The sequence below is a fragment of the uncultured Xanthomarina sp. genome, from assembly GCF_963971605.1.
In the GTDB taxonomy this organism is placed as follows: Bacteria; Bacteroidota; Bacteroidia; order Flavobacteriales; family Flavobacteriaceae; genus Xanthomarina; species Xanthomarina gelatinilytica.
On the sequence record NZ_CAXATZ010000049.1, the window covers coordinates 1 to 17,845 of the forward strand.

At 34.5% G+C, this 17,845-nt stretch carries 23 protein-coding genes; 12 read left to right on the plus strand and 11 right to left on the minus strand.

Annotated features, from left to right (window positions below; genetic code table 11):
* Positions 1-845 (minus strand): winged helix-turn-helix domain-containing protein (locus AACY93_RS12735; protein WP_339612132.1); only part of this gene is annotated, 845 nt, incomplete at its 3' end.
* Positions 846-976: 131 nt separating this feature from the next.
* On the opposite strand from AACY93_RS12735, the gene AACY93_RS12740 reads away from it, so the two are divergent.
* The 4 genes from AACY93_RS12740 to AACY93_RS12755 all read left to right on the plus strand — a co-directional run bounded on the left by AACY93_RS12740 (position 977) and on the right by AACY93_RS12755 (position 3,144).
* Positions 977-1,549 (plus strand): hypothetical protein, encoded by a 573-nt coding sequence (locus AACY93_RS12740; protein ID WP_040491796.1) that lies wholly within the window; start codon positions 977-979, stop codon positions 1,547-1,549.
* Between the two features lie 248 nt (positions 1,550-1,797).
* The gene (locus tag AACY93_RS12745; protein WP_339612133.1) at positions 1,798-2,262 is read left to right on the plus strand and encodes an Hsp20/alpha crystallin family protein; all 465 of its coding nucleotides are present in this window, start codon (positions 1,798-1,800) and stop codon (positions 2,260-2,262) included.
* Positions 2,263-2,374: 112 nt separating this feature from the next.
* A complete protein-coding gene (locus AACY93_RS12750; protein ID WP_007649163.1) occupies positions 2,375-2,608 on the plus strand; it encodes a hypothetical protein in 234 nt (77 codons plus the stop codon).
* Positions 2,609-2,652: 44 nt separating this feature from the next.
* Positions 2,653-3,144, plus strand: a complete 492-nt coding sequence (locus tag AACY93_RS12755; protein WP_287005782.1) for a hypothetical protein — start codon at positions 2,653-2,655, stop codon at positions 3,142-3,144.
* A 56-nt stretch (positions 3,145-3,200) separates the two neighbouring features.
* On the opposite strand, the gene AACY93_RS12760 is transcribed toward AACY93_RS12755, so the two are convergent.
* The 5 genes from AACY93_RS12760 to AACY93_RS12780 form a co-directional block, all read right to left on the minus strand.
* Complete coding sequence (locus AACY93_RS12760; RefSeq protein ID WP_287005780.1) at positions 3,201-3,806, minus strand: hypothetical protein; 606 nt, start codon at positions 3,804-3,806, stop codon at positions 3,201-3,203.
* Between the two features lie 176 nt (positions 3,807-3,982).
* Entirely contained in the window at positions 3,983-4,465 is a 483-nt protein-coding gene (locus AACY93_RS12765) for a CIA30 family protein (protein WP_287005778.1), read from the minus strand.
* Positions 4,466-4,479: 14 nt separating this feature from the next.
* Positions 4,480-4,962: an SRPBCC family protein gene (locus tag AACY93_RS12770; protein WP_287005776.1), complete on the minus strand. Its 483-nt coding sequence runs from the start codon at positions 4,960-4,962 to the stop codon at positions 4,480-4,482.
* 19 nt (positions 4,963-4,981) lie between these two features.
* Positions 4,982-5,443, minus strand: coding sequence for a TspO/MBR family protein (locus AACY93_RS12775; RefSeq protein WP_287005774.1), 462 nt, complete (start codon positions 5,441-5,443; stop codon positions 4,982-4,984).
* A complete protein-coding gene (locus AACY93_RS12780; protein WP_287005773.1) occupies positions 5,440-5,922 on the minus strand; it encodes a glutathione peroxidase in 483 nt (160 codons plus the stop codon). Before AACY93_RS12780 ends, AACY93_RS12775 begins: the two co-directional genes overlap by 4 nt.
* A gap of 388 nt (positions 5,923-6,310) precedes the next feature.
* Between AACY93_RS12780 and AACY93_RS12785 the strand changes: the two genes are divergently transcribed.
* The gene (locus tag AACY93_RS12785) at positions 6,311-7,210 is read left to right on the plus strand and encodes a peptidoglycan DD-metalloendopeptidase family protein (protein WP_286854153.1); all 900 of its coding nucleotides are present in this window, start codon (positions 6,311-6,313) and stop codon (positions 7,208-7,210) included.
* Between the two features lie 6 nt (positions 7,211-7,216).
* Here the strand turns inward: AACY93_RS12785 and arsB are convergent, their stop codons facing one another.
* Genes arsB through AACY93_RS12805 form a run of 4 tightly spaced genes read right to left on the minus strand, consistent with a single transcriptional unit; the run spans position 7,217 to position 9,730 of the window.
* Entirely contained in the window at positions 7,217-8,254 is a 1,038-nt protein-coding gene (arsB, locus tag AACY93_RS12790; RefSeq protein ID WP_286854152.1) for an ACR3 family arsenite efflux transporter, read from the minus strand.
* 1 nt (position 8,255) lies between these two features.
* Positions 8,256-8,867 carry a hypothetical protein gene (locus AACY93_RS12795; RefSeq protein ID WP_007649178.1) on the minus strand — a complete coding sequence of 204 codons (612 nt, stop codon included), beginning with the start codon at positions 8,865-8,867 and terminating at the stop codon, positions 8,256-8,258.
* Between the two features lie 26 nt (positions 8,868-8,893).
* Positions 8,894-9,361 carry a DUF6428 family protein gene (locus AACY93_RS12800; protein WP_286854149.1) on the minus strand — a complete coding sequence of 156 codons (468 nt, stop codon included), beginning with the start codon at positions 9,359-9,361 and terminating at the stop codon, positions 8,894-8,896.
* 36 nt (positions 9,362-9,397) lie between these two features.
* Positions 9,398-9,730, minus strand: coding sequence for a metalloregulator ArsR/SmtB family transcription factor (locus tag AACY93_RS12805; protein ID WP_286854147.1), 333 nt, complete (start codon positions 9,728-9,730; stop codon positions 9,398-9,400).
* A gap of 147 nt (positions 9,731-9,877) precedes the next feature.
* Between AACY93_RS12805 and AACY93_RS12810 the strand changes: the two genes are divergently transcribed.
* The gene (locus AACY93_RS12810) at positions 9,878-12,187 is read left to right on the plus strand and encodes a DNA topoisomerase 3 (protein WP_286854145.1); all 2,310 of its coding nucleotides are present in this window, start codon (positions 9,878-9,880) and stop codon (positions 12,185-12,187) included.
* Between the two features lie 31 nt (positions 12,188-12,218).
* Here AACY93_RS12810 and AACY93_RS12815 read toward each other — a convergent pair whose 3' ends face one another.
* Positions 12,219-13,385, minus strand: a complete 1,167-nt coding sequence (locus tag AACY93_RS12815) for a porin (RefSeq protein WP_286854221.1) — start codon at positions 13,383-13,385, stop codon at positions 12,219-12,221.
* Positions 13,386-13,646: 261 nt separating this feature from the next.
* Here AACY93_RS12815 and AACY93_RS12820 point away from each other — a divergent pair, with 261 nt between their 5' ends.
* The 6 genes from AACY93_RS12820 to AACY93_RS12845 all read left to right on the plus strand — a co-directional run.
* Positions 13,647-14,261 (plus strand): TetR/AcrR family transcriptional regulator, encoded by a 615-nt coding sequence (locus tag AACY93_RS12820; protein ID WP_286854143.1) that lies wholly within the window; start codon positions 13,647-13,649, stop codon positions 14,259-14,261.
* A gap of 1 nt (position 14,262) precedes the next feature.
* Complete coding sequence (locus AACY93_RS12825) at positions 14,263-15,516, plus strand: TolC family protein (protein WP_286854141.1); 1,254 nt, start codon at positions 14,263-14,265, stop codon at positions 15,514-15,516.
* 2 nt (positions 15,517-15,518) lie between these two features.
* A complete protein-coding gene (locus tag AACY93_RS12830) occupies positions 15,519-16,406 on the plus strand; it encodes an HlyD family efflux transporter periplasmic adaptor subunit (protein WP_286854139.1) in 888 nt (295 codons plus the stop codon).
* 26 nt (positions 16,407-16,432) lie between these two features.
* Complete coding sequence (locus AACY93_RS12835) at positions 16,433-16,945, plus strand: hypothetical protein (RefSeq protein ID WP_007649189.1); 513 nt, start codon at positions 16,433-16,435, stop codon at positions 16,943-16,945.
* Positions 16,946-16,961: 16 nt separating this feature from the next.
* Positions 16,962-17,420: an OsmC family protein gene (locus AACY93_RS12840; protein WP_286854137.1), complete on the plus strand. Its 459-nt coding sequence runs from the start codon at positions 16,962-16,964 to the stop codon at positions 17,418-17,420.
* Positions 17,421-17,426: 6 nt separating this feature from the next.
* The coding region (locus tag AACY93_RS12845) for an ABC transporter ATP-binding protein (protein WP_287005769.1) at positions 17,427-17,845 on the plus strand (419 nt) is incomplete at its 3' end.

Consider the following 17,845-nt stretch of genomic DNA (forward strand, 5'->3'; position numbering starts at 1 on the left):
CCCACGCCATGAACATTGGTGATTTTAATAGAGCTATCTGCTTCCAGTTTTTTACGTAATTTAGAAATGTACGTATCCAAACTCCTACCTACAATGACACCATGGTCTTCCCACACTTTTTTAGTGAGTTCGTCACGTTTAATGACTTGGTTGGGTTTAGCCACAAAAATTTCCAGAAGCTCACATTCTTTTTTGGAAAGACTGATTTCTTCAGCCTGTTTCACCAATTTATTTTGTTCCGGATAAAACCGGAAACTGCCTATGGTTTCAAAAGCAGGAGTATCCAAGGCCTTAGACTTTTCATCTTGCGTTTTCTGTTTAAAACCCAGTAACAACAAAACAAAACCACATAGCATTAAAGCATAAGAAATATATTCTTTGTTTATGAATTTTGTACCTAAAGGCTTAAAACTTAAATGAATGGCATAACAGTTTTCCGGAAGGATCCTGCCTGCACAAGGCACAATATTATTTTCCACTTGATTGACTATCTGATAACTGTAAGCTACCTCCTGGGCTTCACAGGCAAGCGTTTCCACCAAATAATCTTTAGGCAATTCTGCTTTTTGAAATACCGAATCGATAACAACTACCAAAGCGCTTGGATCCAAACTTAAGGGTTTTTGAAAAGAAAGTTGGTAGGTGTTTTCGGTTAAGGATGTAACAGGCATGACCAAGGATGTAGAGTCGCCATGTGCCAATAACAGTTGATGACCCACAGCACGTAAAGCCACTTTCACCTTTTGTGAAAACAGCTGGTTTGGTTCTTCTGACGACATCAAAAACCAAAAAGAAAACGCCAGCAAACTTAAGCCACTTAATATAAAAAAGATTCGTTTTTTCATTCCAAGTGTAAAGAACTCAATTTTTCATGACTTTTTACAAGAGTTGACACTTCTTTTGCATTTTTTTGACATTCTTTAAACATGTTTCATCTAATTTTATCCTTGCTAATAATTTTAAAATCAATTACATAATGAACAAAATCGTTTTAAGTTGCTTCTTGCTCTTATGCTTGAACTGTTCCACCAACAGTCAGCAAGCAATGAAGGACACAGCCGTCCCTGAAGTTATGTTACCATTAAATCCTTTTGAAACCATCTCATACAAAGAACCTTATAATCCCCACAGTCCATATCATTTAGACTTAAAGATGGAAACCACGGAAACAGGCACCAAACAGCTTAACTTATTCATCACCTTAAAAGATAATGCTTATTTTGTGTCTCCACATGCCAAAAAGGATTTTAAAGGAAAATTCAGCATGACCATAGAAGACTCAAACAAACTAAGCATGACCGATGATATTATTGAAATACCCCGTTCGGTGGAAGAAATGGATACCCATCCGTTTGTAGATGGCAAGGTGAATTGGGTAAGGGAAAATACCTTATATAAACAAAATTTAAACATATTGACAAAAGATGACTTTGAAGTCACAGGCTTTATTAGGTTTACCATAGAACCCCGTTGCACTTATGAGGAAATTCCTTTTAAAGTCACACAAAACTCTGGTGTGTTACAGGTAACACTTGCTGCAGGCTGCTAAGTGTTTTCCTTAATTAAAAATTGTCAGCAAGCAACTGTAAAAATTTCAGTTTTAAAATGTCAATTTGACATTATAAAAGTATTTGACCTTTTTTTAGACAAGGTTTTTAACGAAAAAGCCAACAAATCTTTAAAGATTCGTTAAAAAAATTCCCATATTTTTATTTGGTATTTTATTTGCAATATAACTATCAGAATCGTTAAGATTGAAACTTTTGATTTATTGTTTAACTTAAAATTTTTGTTATTATGAGCACTTTAGTAACTGTTCCTAAAAATGGAAGTTTAGCAAGCACTAATTCAAATACAAACTTCCCAAGTTTGTCCAATTGGATTGAAGACCTATTCAATAGAGATTTACCAAGTGTATTTACCTCAAACTTCAACACAGGCATGTCTTTGCCAAAGGTAAACATTAAAGAAACCACAGATGCATTTGTGGTGGAAATGGCCATACCAGGTCTTAAAAAATCCGATTTACAAATAGACCTAGATAATGACACCCTTTCCATTTCAACAGAAATGAAAGAGGAAAAAGAAGAAAAAGAAGCGAATTATACCCGAAGAGAGTTTGGTTATTCTTCTTTTACACTTCCAGAAAGTGTAGACGACAACAAGATTGACGCCAGCTATCAAGATGGCATTCTTAACATCCTGTTGCCTAAAAAAGAAGAAGCCAAGAAAAAGCCTATCCGATCCATTAAAATTTCTTAATTTTTGTAGGCTAAATAGTTGAAGATAAAAGTTGAGGCTGTACTTACAGCCTCTGCTTTTCATTGTTTGTTTGCTGTTTAAACCAATGTTTCACCTAAAAAATTATTTTACCATGATGTCTAGAAAATTTAAACCTGGAGATTGGGTAAAAGTTAAAGGGACACCCAACAACCAGAAAATGGAAGTTTTAAAATACATAGTTAAAAAAGATCCCTTTTTTGGAACTACAAACAACCATAGCTACTTAGAATGTGTTTGGTATAAAAATGGCGAACGCCTGTCCGGTATTTATCACCAAAACAAGTTGTTGAAACTAAAGGATACTGGAGGCATTTACAAAGCCTAAAACAATAGGAATTTATTAATAAAACCCTTAAAAAATGAAATGTTATGAAAGCTTATCTATTTTTAATGTTGCTGTGTTTGTTACACACAGGTTGTCGTGGTCAAAATAACAATTCCAACACAACAGATAGTCAAGAAAAGATAGCACAGAACAACAAGCAACCCAAAGGCTCCTGGACCGTAAATAAAGCGTTTGACGAAAACGGAAACCTTATTCAATACGACAGCATCTATTCCTGGTCTTCCAACGAAACATACAAAGATTTAAGTGCCGAAGACATGGACAGTGTGCTGGAATCGTTTAAATCGAAATTCTTTAAACACTACTCGCATTTTGAAGACGAAGGTTTTGATGATGTATTTAGCAAAGATTCTTTATTTAGCAAACGCTTTTTTAATGATGATTTTTTTAACAGTGACTTTGGGCAGGACTTTATGGACATTGACAAACTGACCCAACAAATGCTTGCCAGACAAAAAGCACTTTTGGAAAAGTATCAACCAAAACTTATAGAACCTGTGGAACCACAGGAATAACAAATTTATGATGTACTTGAGTTAAAAAAAAAAGACCAGATAATGGTCTTTCTTTTTTATTTTAAAACAATATTGTAGTTGGCCACATACATATCTTCCTTTTTCAAGGTCGTGAGGATGCTGTCTATCCCTTTTTTCTTGAGTTTCTTTCTACAAGCTTTGGTTAAAAATGGATCGTCTTCAAACATCAAGGAATTTAATTTGTATTCTGGTTTTCCAGCCTCTTTCACCACTGGATGAATATGTCTCAATTCTTTACTGTGCCTGTATGAACCAGGAATAAAGGTATAGAAGGTATATTGACCCTGTTCGTTGGTTTTAACCCAAGCCCTATGTGTAACAAATCGTTTGTTGTTTTCAAACTGCAAATCGTATTCGCCATCTTCATTGGGCTGTTCTATAAACAAAATAACACCTTTAGCAGGAGTGACACCATCACTAAGATAGATGGTTCCTGTAAGTTTTAATTTGTTTTCCTGGGTTTCAAAACCAGGAATAGTATCAGTAGCGTTTAGGTTTTTTTCAGTAAAATCGTAAAGAGGGCTTCTGGTCAAGTAATCAAAAGGGATTTCTTCTAAAACATCGGCAGAATCCTGTGCTTTTAAAGAGTCATTAAAACCAAAAACGGTTATCAAACAACTAATAAAAAAGAGCTTTTTCATAAGGCTTTACATATATAATTTGCTTAAAACTATATATTTAGCCCTATTGCTTCATAAAAAATCTTATGAACTATAAAATTTTACGATAAACTGAAAAAAAAATGCAAAAGCATCGATGTAATGCACTCTTAAATTGTGAGTTGCGAAGTTTGAAATGAATTTATGAAATAAACTTTTTAAAGAATACGTATTTGTGCTATTTCCAATTTAAAATCCTGTGCTTTCTTATTGGCAATCATAAAACCCAATTCTTCCATTTGCTCACCTGGAAAATTTGGGAGTTCCAAACGTCTGCCACGATACGTTGGATAGAAATCAGCAAATAGAAACTCAAGTTCTTGCCATAAACCAGAGGTTTCGAAGTAAGTTATGTAACTATGCGCATCCAATTTATTGGTTTTTAAGCGCAATTGATACCTATTTGAATCTCCTTTAATTTTTATAACCAGTTTATTAAAGTTAGTGATATCTATTGGGCTTAATGGATATTTTACACTGGAAAAACCACCATTGTTTTCCAAAGACACGTGACCAGAAAACTCAGCAAACCCTTGATTGTTAACACCAAAATTGGCTTGAGAGTGACCTCCCATCACCACATCGTTAAGAACTTGCCATTGGGATAGATTGCTGTTGTTTAGTGAATGAAATAGAACCATGACACATTAAGGGTTTACAGGAATTGACCAAACAGTTCGGAAAGTTTTTGACTGCGATAATTAAAAATTTCGGTCAGCTTGGGTTTCACTAAAATAGGATGCAACCACCTACCTAGAAAACCAAACGGAAGTTTGTAGTCGATTACATCTTCCATTTCCACACCACCTTTCACTTCCCTAAGAAAATGTTTGTGGTGCCACAAAGCATAAGGGCCAAAACGTTGTTCGTCCACAAAATAGGTCTTATCAACCACATGTGTAATTTCGGTTACCCAATGGGTTTTAATACCAAAAACCGGTGTTACGATGTATTGAATGATTTGTCCTGCAAACATGGGTTTCTCTGCTCCTGAAAGAATATGAAATCCCATATAATCTGGCGTGATGGTTTTCAGGTTTTTGGGACTTGACAAAAATTGCCAAGCCTCTTCCAAGCTGATGGGTAACTTTTGTTTGGACGATAAGGTATAGACCTTGCCTTTTGTGGAGAAATTCATTGGAAACTAAAATTAATATTTAATTGTTAAAAAGGATGTAGGCATTTAAACTGGTAGCGATTAAAAGCCAAACTGCATACGGAACAAGCAGCCAGGTTTTGGTTTTTAAAGCGTCTTTGAACCTAAACAGAACATAAGTGACCACTAGTGTTAACAATACAATGTTTATTAAGCCCAATGCCACTAAATGCTGATTGAAAAAAACATAATTCCAAGACACATTTAAAAGAAACTGAACTGTAAAAAGACTGAGTACCAAGGTCTGCTTTTTCAATTGTAGCAAATGAGCCATGTAAAAGGAAAAACAAATCATAATGGTTGTCCAAGCTGCACCAAAAACCCAGCCTGGAGGAGTCCAAGGGGCTTTGTTTTGCTCCAAATACCATGACGAACTTGGACCATTGCCCATGAACCAACTTCCAATTCCCAAAGCTGCAAAGTTTATGATCAAGAACAGAATGACCAGTTGGTACTTTTTCATTTTAAATGTTTGGTTATTTTAGTACTGGTTGGGCTGGTTATGGAATAATAATAATCTATAAGATTCCCTTTTTCATTAATGAGGTATTTTTGAAAATTCCATTTTACGGAAGAACTGCTTACTCCATTTAATTCTTTAGATGTTAACCATTTATACAATGGATGTTGATTCCCTCCTTTAACATCCACTTTTTCTGTCATTAAGAAAGTTACCCCATAATTCTGCTTACAAAAAGACTGAATCTCTGAAGCAGTTCCTGGTTCCTGACCACCAAACTGATTGCAAGGCACGCCAATAACCACCAACTTATCTTTGTACGTGTTATACAGTTCCTGTAAACCTTCGTATTGTCCTGTAAAGCCACATTCGGAAGCTGTGTTTACAATTAGGATTTTTTTCCCTTTAAAAGAACTTAAATCAATAGGTTCGCCTGTTAGACTATTGATGGATATGTCATAAAGAGAAGCTGACGCTTGCATAGACTTATTGGTTTTAAGATTGTTAAAAAATATCAGGCTAATCATAATCAATACTATTTTATACATTATTCAAGTTTTAAGTAAAGAAATTTTTGTTCAACTTATAATATTACAAAGTTAGACAAAATAAATGTTTTAAACTACAAGTTCTAAATAAAGTTTAGACTAAAAAAGCAAAATCCATAAAAACCAAGTTCCTAGGAACGAAATAGGCATTTAAAAAGTAGCCATTAACATTAAAAATGTTAAAGTTTAGCAAAAAACAACATTGAGTTGCAATACACAATCCATTTAATCGTTGTTTTTATTATTTTCGACGACAAGAAAAGTTTAACCCTAAGACAAATCATTCAAAAATATTAAATAATGATTTGACAATGAATAATTTATGAAGTTAGTTTTTGCCCTATTATTTTTGTGTGTAACCTACAGTTCCATCGCACAAAATAAATCACCTGAAGTCTACTCACCAGAATCAACCCAATTTATAGATGATTTGGAGGCCTATTTAACCTCCATCCACACTGAAACGGAAACTATGGATATTACTTCCGAATTTTGGGATACCAGTAAAATAAAAATAGATTATGATACTGAGGTTGCATATCCCATACATATCCAATTTAAAGAGACAAATTATGTGTCCCCTATTCCAAGGAACAAAGTAATTACCTCTAGATATGGTTGGCGCAAAGGTCGAGCCCATAAAGGTATTGATATCGATTTGATTACAGGAGACAGTTTATACGCCATGTTTGATGGTGTGGTTAGGTTTGCCAATTACAGTTCAGGACATGGAAGGACTGTTGTGGTTAGACATTTTAATGGCTTGGAAACCGTTTATGCACATTTATCCAGATATGGTGTTAAGGAAAACGATACGGTTGTCGCTGGGTCTTATTTAGGTAAAGGTGGCACATCTGGAAACGCAAGGGGAAGTCATTTACATTTGGAAATGAATTATAAGGGCATCCCTGTAAACCCAGAGTATCTTTTAGATTTCAATGAAAATAATGAGATCAGGGCAAAAGATATTTGGATTACCAAAACCTGGACACGTCCTGAACTGCACAGTAGCAAACGCCAAAGCAAACTGGAGATATTTACTACTGAAGAAGAAGCCATAGCAAGCATGAATAGAGAGCCTAAGGTTTATATTGTAAAAAAAGGGGATACATTATCCAAAATCTCTTTAAGAAACAATACCAGTATTACTGCCATTTGCAAAAGCAACCACATGAAACGCAACAGCACTTTGCGTATTGGACAAAAATTGATAATAGAATAACATGTATCAAGCGTAGTATTTTTTACGCAACCAAAAAGCAACACGAACCAACAGAATTAAAGCTGGTACTTCTACCAAGGGACCAATAACACCTGCAAAGGCTTGACCTGAATTCAAACCAAACACCGCAATAGCTACAGCTATGGCTAATTCGAAGTTATTTCCTGCAGCTGTAAAGGCAATGGCTGCATTTTTATCGTAAGTTGCCCCCATGGCTTTACTAACAAAAAAGCCAATTACAAACATCAAGGTGAAGTAAATTAACAATGGAATTGCAATAATGACAACATCCATAGGGATTTCAACTATTAATTCTCCTTTCAAAGAAAACATGACTACAATTGTGAACAATAAGGCAATCAATGTTATTGGTGAAATTCTAGGAATAAACACTTCGTTGTACCATATTTCTCCTTTTAATTTCACTAATATTTTTCTACTTAAATATCCTAATAAAAATGGAATTCCTAAATAAATAGCTACACTTTCAGCGATGGTAGCTATAGAAATATCAACAATGGCTCCTTCAAAACCAAAATAAGGTGGCAATATTGTAATAAAAATCCAGGCATAAAAACTATAAGCAAACACTTGAAAAATACTATTCAAAGCTACCAAACCAGCTCCATATTCGCTGTTACCTTCAGCTAAATCGTTCCATACTAAAACCATAGCAATACATCTGGCTAGACCAATCAATATCAAACCTACCATGTATTCTGGATAATCCTGAAGAAATGTAATGGCCAAAATAAACATTAAAACAGGTCCAACAATCCAGTTTAAAACCAAGGAAATAGATAAGATTTTTACATCCTTAAAAATCTTTGGTAATAAAGCATAATTCACTTTTGCTAAAGGTGGATACATCATTAAAATGAGTCCAATAGCAATTGGAATATTGGTTGTTCCACTACTAAAAGAATTGATATAATCTGGAATAGATGGCATTAAATAGCCAAGTCCTACTCCAATTCCCATGGCAATAAAAATCCAAAGGGTTAAATAACTATCTAGAAAACTTAATTTTTTGGTTGATGACATCTTATTTTTTTATTTGAGAAAAAACATAAAACATTTCTGTTGCAATTTGCAAACTTCTGTTTGAATAAACTTCTTTTTGGCCTGGTGAACCATCTGATACTTTAGGATCTTCATAAGTTATAGGAATGCGTTTTTCAGCTCCAGCTATAAAAGGACATCCAGCATCTGCCTGAGAACAAGTCATAATGGCTACAAATTGTGTTTCCGGATTAAAAACATCATCAAATTTTTTAGAAAAGCCAATAATTGGATGTTCATTTTCTGAAAACTTCATGCTATAAACCGGATTATTCCCTTCTGATAATTTCTGAATCTGAAACCCTGTTTCCTCCAAAGTTGTTGCAACTACAGGATATAAAGCTGTTGCTTCTGTGCCTCCTGAATAACAGGTTACTTGTTTAATTTGAAAATAATACGCCATAACCTGAGCCCAAACCTGTGTTAAATGACTGCGTCTTGAATTATGCGTACAAATACAATTTATGCGAATGGCTTCTTTGTTAGAAACTTTTCCTTGAATGAAATCGGTTAGACTATTAAGAACCTCTTGACGCTCTTTAGGAATACTTGAAACATCTATGGTTTCTATAAAATTTACTAAAGTTTTATACATCTGAATATATTATTATCGTTTAAAAATTAACAACAACCAGATTCTGGTGTACAACAAGATGCGTTTTGCAGTTCTGCAAGTTTTACTTTTGGTTTTTCTGCAGGAATACCACATTTATCTTTAGCTAAACAGTCTGTTTGCTTATTCGTTAATAAAAAATGTTTGCCATCAAAGTCTAAATTGTATTTTCCAATAGTTTCTCCTTGATATTCTACTTCTATTTCCAAATCTTCAAGTCCTAAAACTTTTTCAGATAATTCTATAATATGGACTAATTTCTCTGGATGCAATCTGTGGTCGTAATCGTTTTCTTCCCATAATTGGAAATTAATTACAGACTCTTTTCTAACGGTTCCTCCACAATCGATGAAGTGTTTGTCTATTTTCCCAACTTCTGTTACATGAAAATGACTTGGAACCAATGTTCCGTTTGGTAATTTAAAAGCAATGGTTTCTAAAGTACTTAAACGTTGTTTAATTTCTGAAAGTTTCATAATATCAATGAGTTATTGAATAAATGTTATAATGCTTTAACAACAGGTTTCGTCGTCAATTAGTTCTTGTTCTAAAAACTGGGTGAACATGTGTTTTATGTTTTGCCATTCCTCTTGATTAATGCAATAGCAAACACTGGTTCCTGAAATATCTCCTTTTATAATTCCTAAGTTTTTTAGTTCTTTTAAATGCTGGGAAATGGTTGGCTGTGCCAATCCTATCTCATTTACCAAATCGCCACAAACACAGCTATTCAGTTTAAACAAATGTTGCAAAATAGCTATTCTAGCTGGATGTCCAAAAGCTTTGGCCACTAAGGCTAGCTTGTTCTGTTCTTCAGTAAATATTTCAGATTTTGTGAGTCCCATAATATGTCATTAATTTATTTATTGCAATATTACGATTAAGTTAATTGTCATACAAGAATTATTTAAAAATATTTCATAATTGATTAGAATTATAGGTCATCCTTTTTATAAAAAAATGTATTTTGCATCATTCTAAAAAAGTAATAAATGAAAGTATGCATTGCTGAAAAACCTAGTGTTGCCAGAGAAATTGCTTCCGTTCTTGGAGCAAATAATAAACATGATGGTTACTATGAAGGCAATGGTTATGCAGTAACTTATACGTTTGGACATTTGTGCACACTCCTGGAGCCAAACGATTACAAACCACACTGGAAAAGCTGGGATTTAAATAATTTACCCATGCTTCCAGAAAAATTTAAAACCAAGGTAGTTAGCAATTCGGGAATACAGAAACAATTTAAAATTGTTAAGAGCCTTTTTGATAAAGCTGAAGTCGTTATAAATTGTGGTGATGCTGGACAGGAAGGTGAACTTATACAACGTTGGGTTTTAGATCAGGCCAACTATAAAGGCAAAGTACAGCGTTTGTGGATTTCTTCACTAACTACCGAAGCCATTAAAGAAGGTTTTGAAAATTTAAAACCATCTGAAAAGTATGATAACCTGTATTATGCCGGTTTTTCCAGAGCTATTGGTGATTGGTTGTTGGGAATGAATGCCACAAGGCTTTATACGGTAAAACATGGAGGCTACAAACAGGTACTTTCTGTTGGGCGTGTGCAAACGCCTACGCTTGCTATGGTTGTCAACCGTTTTAAAGAGATAGAAAACTTTAAGCCACAACCTTATTGGGAATTACAGACCATGTATCGTAACACCTTGTTTGCTTATGAAGAAGGTCGTTTTACCAAGATGGAAGATGGCGAAGTTTTGGCTAACAAAGTCAAAGAACACGACTTTGAAATTGTTTCAATAGAAAAAAAGAAAGGAAAAGAATATGCACCAAAACTCTTTGATTTAACGGGTTTACAAGTGTATTGCAATACGAAGTTTGGATTCTCTGCAGATGACACTTTAAAAATCGTTCAGAAGTTATATGAAATGAAAGTGGTTACCTATCCAAGAGTTGACACCACCTTTTTACCAAATGATGTGTATCCTAAAGTAGCTGGAATTCTTCAAAAACTGACTAATTATGCGACTTTAACACAACCACTTTTAGGAAAGAAAATCAAAAAATCGGCTAAAGTCTTTAACGATAAGAAGGTAACAGATCACCATGCCATTATTCCAACAGGTATTCAAACCAATTTACAATACAATCAGCAACAGGTTTACGATATAATTGTAAAGCGTTTTATTGCTGTATTCTATCCAGATTGTGAGGTTTCAAACACAACTGTTATAGGTCAAGCAGCTGATGTTAACTTTAAAACCACAGGAAAAGAAATTCTGAAAAAAGGTTGGCGAGAAGTTTTTGACACTTCGACTGCGCTCAGTGTGACAGAAAAAGAGAAGAAAGAAGCTGACATACTACCAACCTTTGTTAAAGGAGAAAAAGGACCACATGAACCAAGTTTTTTAGAAAAACAAACCAAACCACCTAATCAATTTACTGAAGCTTCCCTCCTACGTGCTATGGAAACAGCAGGAAAACAGGTAGATGATGATGAACTACGCGATTTAATGAAGGAAAATGGTATTGGAAGACCTTCCACAAGGGCCAACATTATTGAAACGCTTTTTAAGCGTCAGTATATCAAACGGAATAAAAAACAAATTCTACCAACAGTAACTGGCATAGCATTAATAGATATCATACAAAACGATCTATTGAAATCGGCAGAATTAACCGGTTTGTGGGAAAAACAATTAAAGGACATAGAAAAAGGGGAATTCAGTGCCAGTCAGTTTATCATCAATATGAAAAAAATGGTAGATGATTTGGTTTATGAAGTACGAAGCGAAACCACCAGAGCGAACATTTCACAGGTAGCCGTAGTGAAACACCGACAAGCTAAAAAAGAGCAAAAAAAGAAAGCTGGTGTGACAGCAGAAACCTGTCCCAAATGTCAAAAGGGAACCCTTTTAAAAGGAAAATCGGCTTATGGTTGCAGTGCATACAAAGAAGGCTGTACGTTTATACTTCCGTTTAAGGTTTATGAAAAAAAAGTATCTGACAAGCAATTTTTAAGATTGCTCCAAAAAGGATCTACTGTCAATTTAAAAGGATTTAAAAAAGATGGTCAAGAAGTTGAAGGTTTGTTGAGGTTTAACGACCTGTTCCAACTTGTTTTGGAACCTAAGAAAACAAAGCTAAAAACTATTCCAGACACATTGGCTTGCCCTAAGTGCCAAAAAGGTACTGTAATTAAAGGTAAAACAGCTTATGGATGTAGTGCCTATAAAGAAGGTTGTGATTTTAGGTTTTCATTCGATGATTTAAGAAAAAAAACTGGAGATAAAAAATTAACCAAAGAGTTGGTTTATACCATTTTAAAACAAGGTTTGTAATTTGTTTTAAAAAACGCAACAAGCTCACCATTTAAAAGGAAATATCCCATTGTAAGCGAAATCGCCATTCACTTGGGTTTTGCCCATCAGCACCTTGAAACGTAAAGTTGGTACATTCCATAGACAATTTGTTTCTATGTTCCTTAAAAAACCAATTTAAAACCATACCCAATTCTCTTTCGTAATTATTGTCTATATCAACATCTGGTCTGTATTTTGTATAAATACCAGCAATTTCAAGAGGTTCTGGAACAAAACTCCACAAATTAGAAAAGAAATAACCTGCTTGAAAATAATGTCCAGAGAGCTTTCTTGTATTATCATTTACATTATCTTCTATAGTTTTTACATGAAACTCATTTTGCCAAGAAAAGCCTTTATATTTAAAAGCAGTTTCCACCAATGCCTGTTTTACATGATATTGTCCTGGAATACCTTGCTCATAGCCAAATAATTCTCCACCTCCAGATTGAGAAAAACGCGTGTAAGGGCTTCTATTGGTAGCTGCTGCCAAAGCAAGCAAGCCAGTAGGTTTGGTGTGATATTTTAAATCAGATCCAGTCATTTCCAATTCCCTACCAAACATGTTCCACTGTAAACGTCCCACATACATTAAATGTCCATCATCATTTTCTGTGGCACCTCTTCCAGCTCCAGTCAATATGGATATATGGTATGTAAAATCTGCCAAGGTTTGAGGAAACACTCGACCATAGAATTCAATACCTTGCTGTCTATCTAAAGTAAAAGGCCTATTAATAATAGATCGATCCACCATTTGTTGCTTTCCAGAAGAAATTACACGTTCTCGGTTATAGTACGTTTTCCATTGACCAACCTTGATTTTAAAAAAATCCCAACGTTCAATCATAATTCGAAAATCCAATAAGTTACCTTGTGAAAGTTCGTATTCAAAATAATATTTTAACCAAGGTTTATAGGCATGACCACCAATTTTTAAACGCGCTCTATTAATCTTGAACGTAGTTTGTTTTCCTTCATGAAAATCATCAAACGTTACTGGATTTTGGTCATTAGGTGTTGCAAACCTAAATTGTAATCTAGACTCTATATGTAGCAAATACTTATTGTCTGCAGTACTAAATGCAAAGCCTTTATCTGTATACTTCACATTGATTTTACTTTCAGATATCGTGTCGTTTTGCGCTTTGGTTTGATTACTACCAAAAAATAACATCAAAAGTGTTATATATAATATACTTGTTTTAATAAAGCTGTTTTTTTTGCTAATATAATAATAACTCATTTTTAAAACTTTTTAAATACTATTTATTGATGTTAACTGAAATAAGGTCTTTAATGTAATTCCAAACAGCTTAAATCCCTTTATTTAATGCATGTATTCATAGAGTAAATAAAAATTAATCTCATAACCCTGTTTGCGATTGAAATAATTTGCTATCTTTGCTAACCAAATGGTTAAACTTTATAGTTAATTATGACAAAGACTAAAGATAAAAACACTGAGGAACAGATATTAACGGCTGCTAAAGACGTCTTTCAAACCAAAGGAATGGATGGTGCCAGAATGCAGGAAATTGCAGATAAGGCTGGAATTAACAAAGCCATGCTACATTATTATTACCGAAGCAAACAATTGCTTTTTGAAGCAGTGTTTAAAAATGCCTTTTCTTTATTGGCTCCACAGCTAAATAAAATTTTGAACGACAACTCTTCCATTGAAGATAAAGTGAAAAACTTTAGCTCCAATTACATTTCATTCATCATTAAGCATCCCTATTTGCCAAATTTCATCATTCAGGAACTTAACAGAAATCCTGATTTCATTAAAAATATTCAGGAAAACAATAGCATCCTGAACATAGATAAGTTTAAGGCACAAGTAGCGCTGGAGGTTGAACAAGGAATCTTGAAACCAACCAAAGGCGATCAGTTGTTTATCAACATCCTGGCCTTGAACATATTTCCATTTGTTGCAAAACCTTTGGTTAAAGCATTTGTTAAAACAGACGATCAAGGGTTTAAAAAACTTATGGAGCAACGTAAAACAGAAGTTTCAGAATTTATTATTCATTCCATAAAACAACATTAAGATGAAAACAACATGTAGCATCTTGATTTTCTTTTTAATAAGCACAATGGGCTGGTCTCAACAGCAAATAACGCTTGAACGCTGTTATGATTTGGTAACAGAAAATTACCCTTTGGCAAAACAAAAAGCTTTATTGGAAAATAAGAACGATTTGGAAATTGACGCTATAGAAACTGCCAAGTTACCACAGTTGCATCTGGATGCGCAGGCCTCATACCTATCGGATGTCACACAGGTACCCATACCAAATAGCGGTATTGAGCCTCCAAACAACGATCAATATCGAGCAACCTTATCGGTTAATCAATTAATTTATCATGGCGGTTCCATAGAGGCTTCTTCCAAAGCAAAACAAGCACAGTTAAAAACACAGCAAAAAGAACTGGAAGTCACCTTGTATCAATTAAAACAACAGGTAAACCAGCTCTATTTTTCCATTTTGCTTAACAATGAATCTTTTGATTTGCTCAAAGCAAAACAAACCCAATTGGAAAGTAAGTTACAGGAAGTGAAATCTGGCATTAAAAATGGTTCCATGCTTCCTTCTTCCGATAAAATACTTGAAGCCGAGTTGTTAAAAATCCAACAACAATTTTCTGAAATAAACAACAACAAAACTGTATTGGTAGAAACCTTAGCTACATTAATAGGCAAACCCTTGGATGTTTCCACTGAGTTTCAAAAACCAGAAATTGTAATCAGTCTCACGCCTACTGTACAGCGTCCGGAAATGGCCTTGTTTCAGTTAAAAAAAGAAGAAATAGAAAGTCAGGAACAACTTTTGCACAAAGAAAACATTCCCAAATTACTTGGTTTTGCAACAGGAGGCATTGGAAATCCGGGATTGAACATGTTGGACAATTCCTTCGAGCCCTTTTATACCGTTGGCATTAAATTGAATTGGAATGTGTTTGATTGGAATTCAAACAAAAAGAAACGGGAATCTTTGCTAATCAATAAAGATATTGTAGATAACGAAACCGAGATTTTTCAGCTAAACAACAACATACAACTCAATCAATATCAAAAGGAAATAGACAAGATTGCAGAACATATTGTTATAGACACAGAAATCATCACACTCCGTAAAGATGTGCTGTTGGCAACCGAGTCTCAATTAAGGCATGGTGTAATTACAGCATCTACTTACATTACCGAATTAACCAATTTATACGAAGCAGAAATCATGCTTATCACACACAACATTCAATTGGAATTAGCTAAAGCAAATTACAATATAACTCAAGGACATTAAAAATGAAATATACACACAGCTATATATTAGGTTTTGCCATATTGACACTTATTTCCTGTGGTCAATCCAACGGAAAAGCAGATGGATATGGTAATTTTGAAGCAACAGAAATTACGGTTTCAGCAGAAAACAACGGCAAACTCATGCAGTTTGATGTTCAAGAAGGCAACAAACTGCAACAAAACACTTTTGTTGGTTATATAGATACCATTCCTTTAGCTTTAAAACGCGAACAGTTATTGGTCTCCAAGGATGTAGTTAGCAGCAAATCCAAAGGTGTGTTGTCTCAAATTGCTGTTTTAAAGGCAAAATTGAAGACAGCAAACACCAATAAAGAGCGAACAGAAAACCTGATTCGTGACAATGCTGGAACCCAAAAACAATTGGACGATATATTAGGTGAAATAGATGTGATAAATCAACAAATAAGAAGTGTTGAAATCCAAAATGCGCCTGTTGTCAATGAACTAAAAAGCATTGATGTTCAATTAAAGCAAATTGAAGACCAGATAGAAAAATGTAAAATCGTAAATCCAATTACAGGAACAGTACTAACAAAATATACCGAACCTAATGAAATTACAGCGTTTGGGAAACCTCTTTACAAAATAGCCGATTTAGAGCATATGGAATTGCGTGTGTATGTTAGCGAAACCCAATTGGCCAACTTAAAGATTGGTGAAGAAGTAACAGTAAAAATAGATGATAAGGATGATATGAAAGATTATCCTGGAACCATTACCTGGATTGCTTCGGAAGCTGAATTCACACCTAAAATCATTCAAACCAAAGAAGAGCGCGTTGCATTGGTATATGCCGTAAAAGTGACCGTTAAGAACGATGGTAGCCTTAAAATAGGCATGCCTGCCGAAATGTGGCTCAACAATTAAAAATCAACCCTTTAAATATTCATATTATGAAAAAATCAATTTTATCTATTGCCATCTTGGCATTGCTTTTTACAAGTTGTAACAACAGTAAAAAAGAAACACAAAACACAGAACAAAACAATACAGAAGAAGTAGAGACAGTATCGCATGACAATCATGAGTCACATGAAACGCATGATGCACATTCTGCAATTAGCAACAACTGGATGGAAGAAATACAGTTGGACAATGGCAATAAATGGGTAGCCAATGAGGAAACCAATATAGGTGTTGAAAAAATGAAAGATATCCTAAAGACCCAACAAACAACCACCTTGGAGGGTTATCACCAATTAGCAAAAGAACTTACAGAAGCCAAAAACTATGTTATAAAAGAATGTACCATGAAAGGACCATCTCACGACAATTTACATGTGTGGTTACTTCCATTGATGGAAAAAATTGATGCCCTTTCAGAAGTTGACAACCTGGAGGAAGCTTCAAAAATAAAAAACAGTATTCAGGAAAATGTAGAAGCTTACAATAGGTATTTTAAATAATTTAACAAAGCACACCATGGAAAAACATGAATATCAAGTAGATATCACTTGGACACAAGACCGAAAAGGCACCATGTGTTCACCGGAATTGTACAACAAAGAAACTCAGGAATCCAACTGTTTGGAAGTAGCAACTCCACCAGAGTTCCCAAATGGCATGCCCCATATTTGGTCGCCAGAGCACTTGTTTACAGCAGCTGTTAGCAGTTGCTTAATGACCACTTTTTTAGCCATTGCTGAATATTCAAAATTGGAATTTATCAGTTTTAAGTGTCCATCAAAAGGTGTTTTGGAAAAAGTAGATGGCAAATTTGTAATGAGTGAAATTCATGTATTTCCAGAGGTTGTTGTTTCAGACGAAAAGCAACGCGATCGTGCAGAACGTATCATCGATAAATCTGAAAAAGCCTGTCTTATCTCAAATTCCATTACCTCTAAGGTTGTTTTAGAATCTAAAGTCATTGTACAAAATTAAAAGGCTTTGGGAATAACAGTTTCAAACATATCAAAATCTTATAAAGAAGTAAAAGCCTTACAGGATATTTCCTTTGAAGTAAAACCCAATGAGCTTTTTGGGCTCATTGGTCCAGATGGAGCAGGAAAAACAACGCTTTTTAGAATCCTCACTACCTTATTGATAGCCGATAAAGGCCAAGCAAGTGTTGCTGGTTTTGATGTGTTGAAAGATTTTATAGACATTAGGAAACATGTTGGGTATATGCCTGGAAGGTTCTCTTTATATCAAGATTTAACCGTTGAAGAAAACTTGGAATTCTTTGCGACCATTTTTGGGACAACCATAGAGGAAAACTACGATTTAATAAAGGACATTTACGTACAGATAGAACCGTTTAAAGACAGAAGAGCCGGAAAACTCTCTGGAGGCATGAAACAAAAACT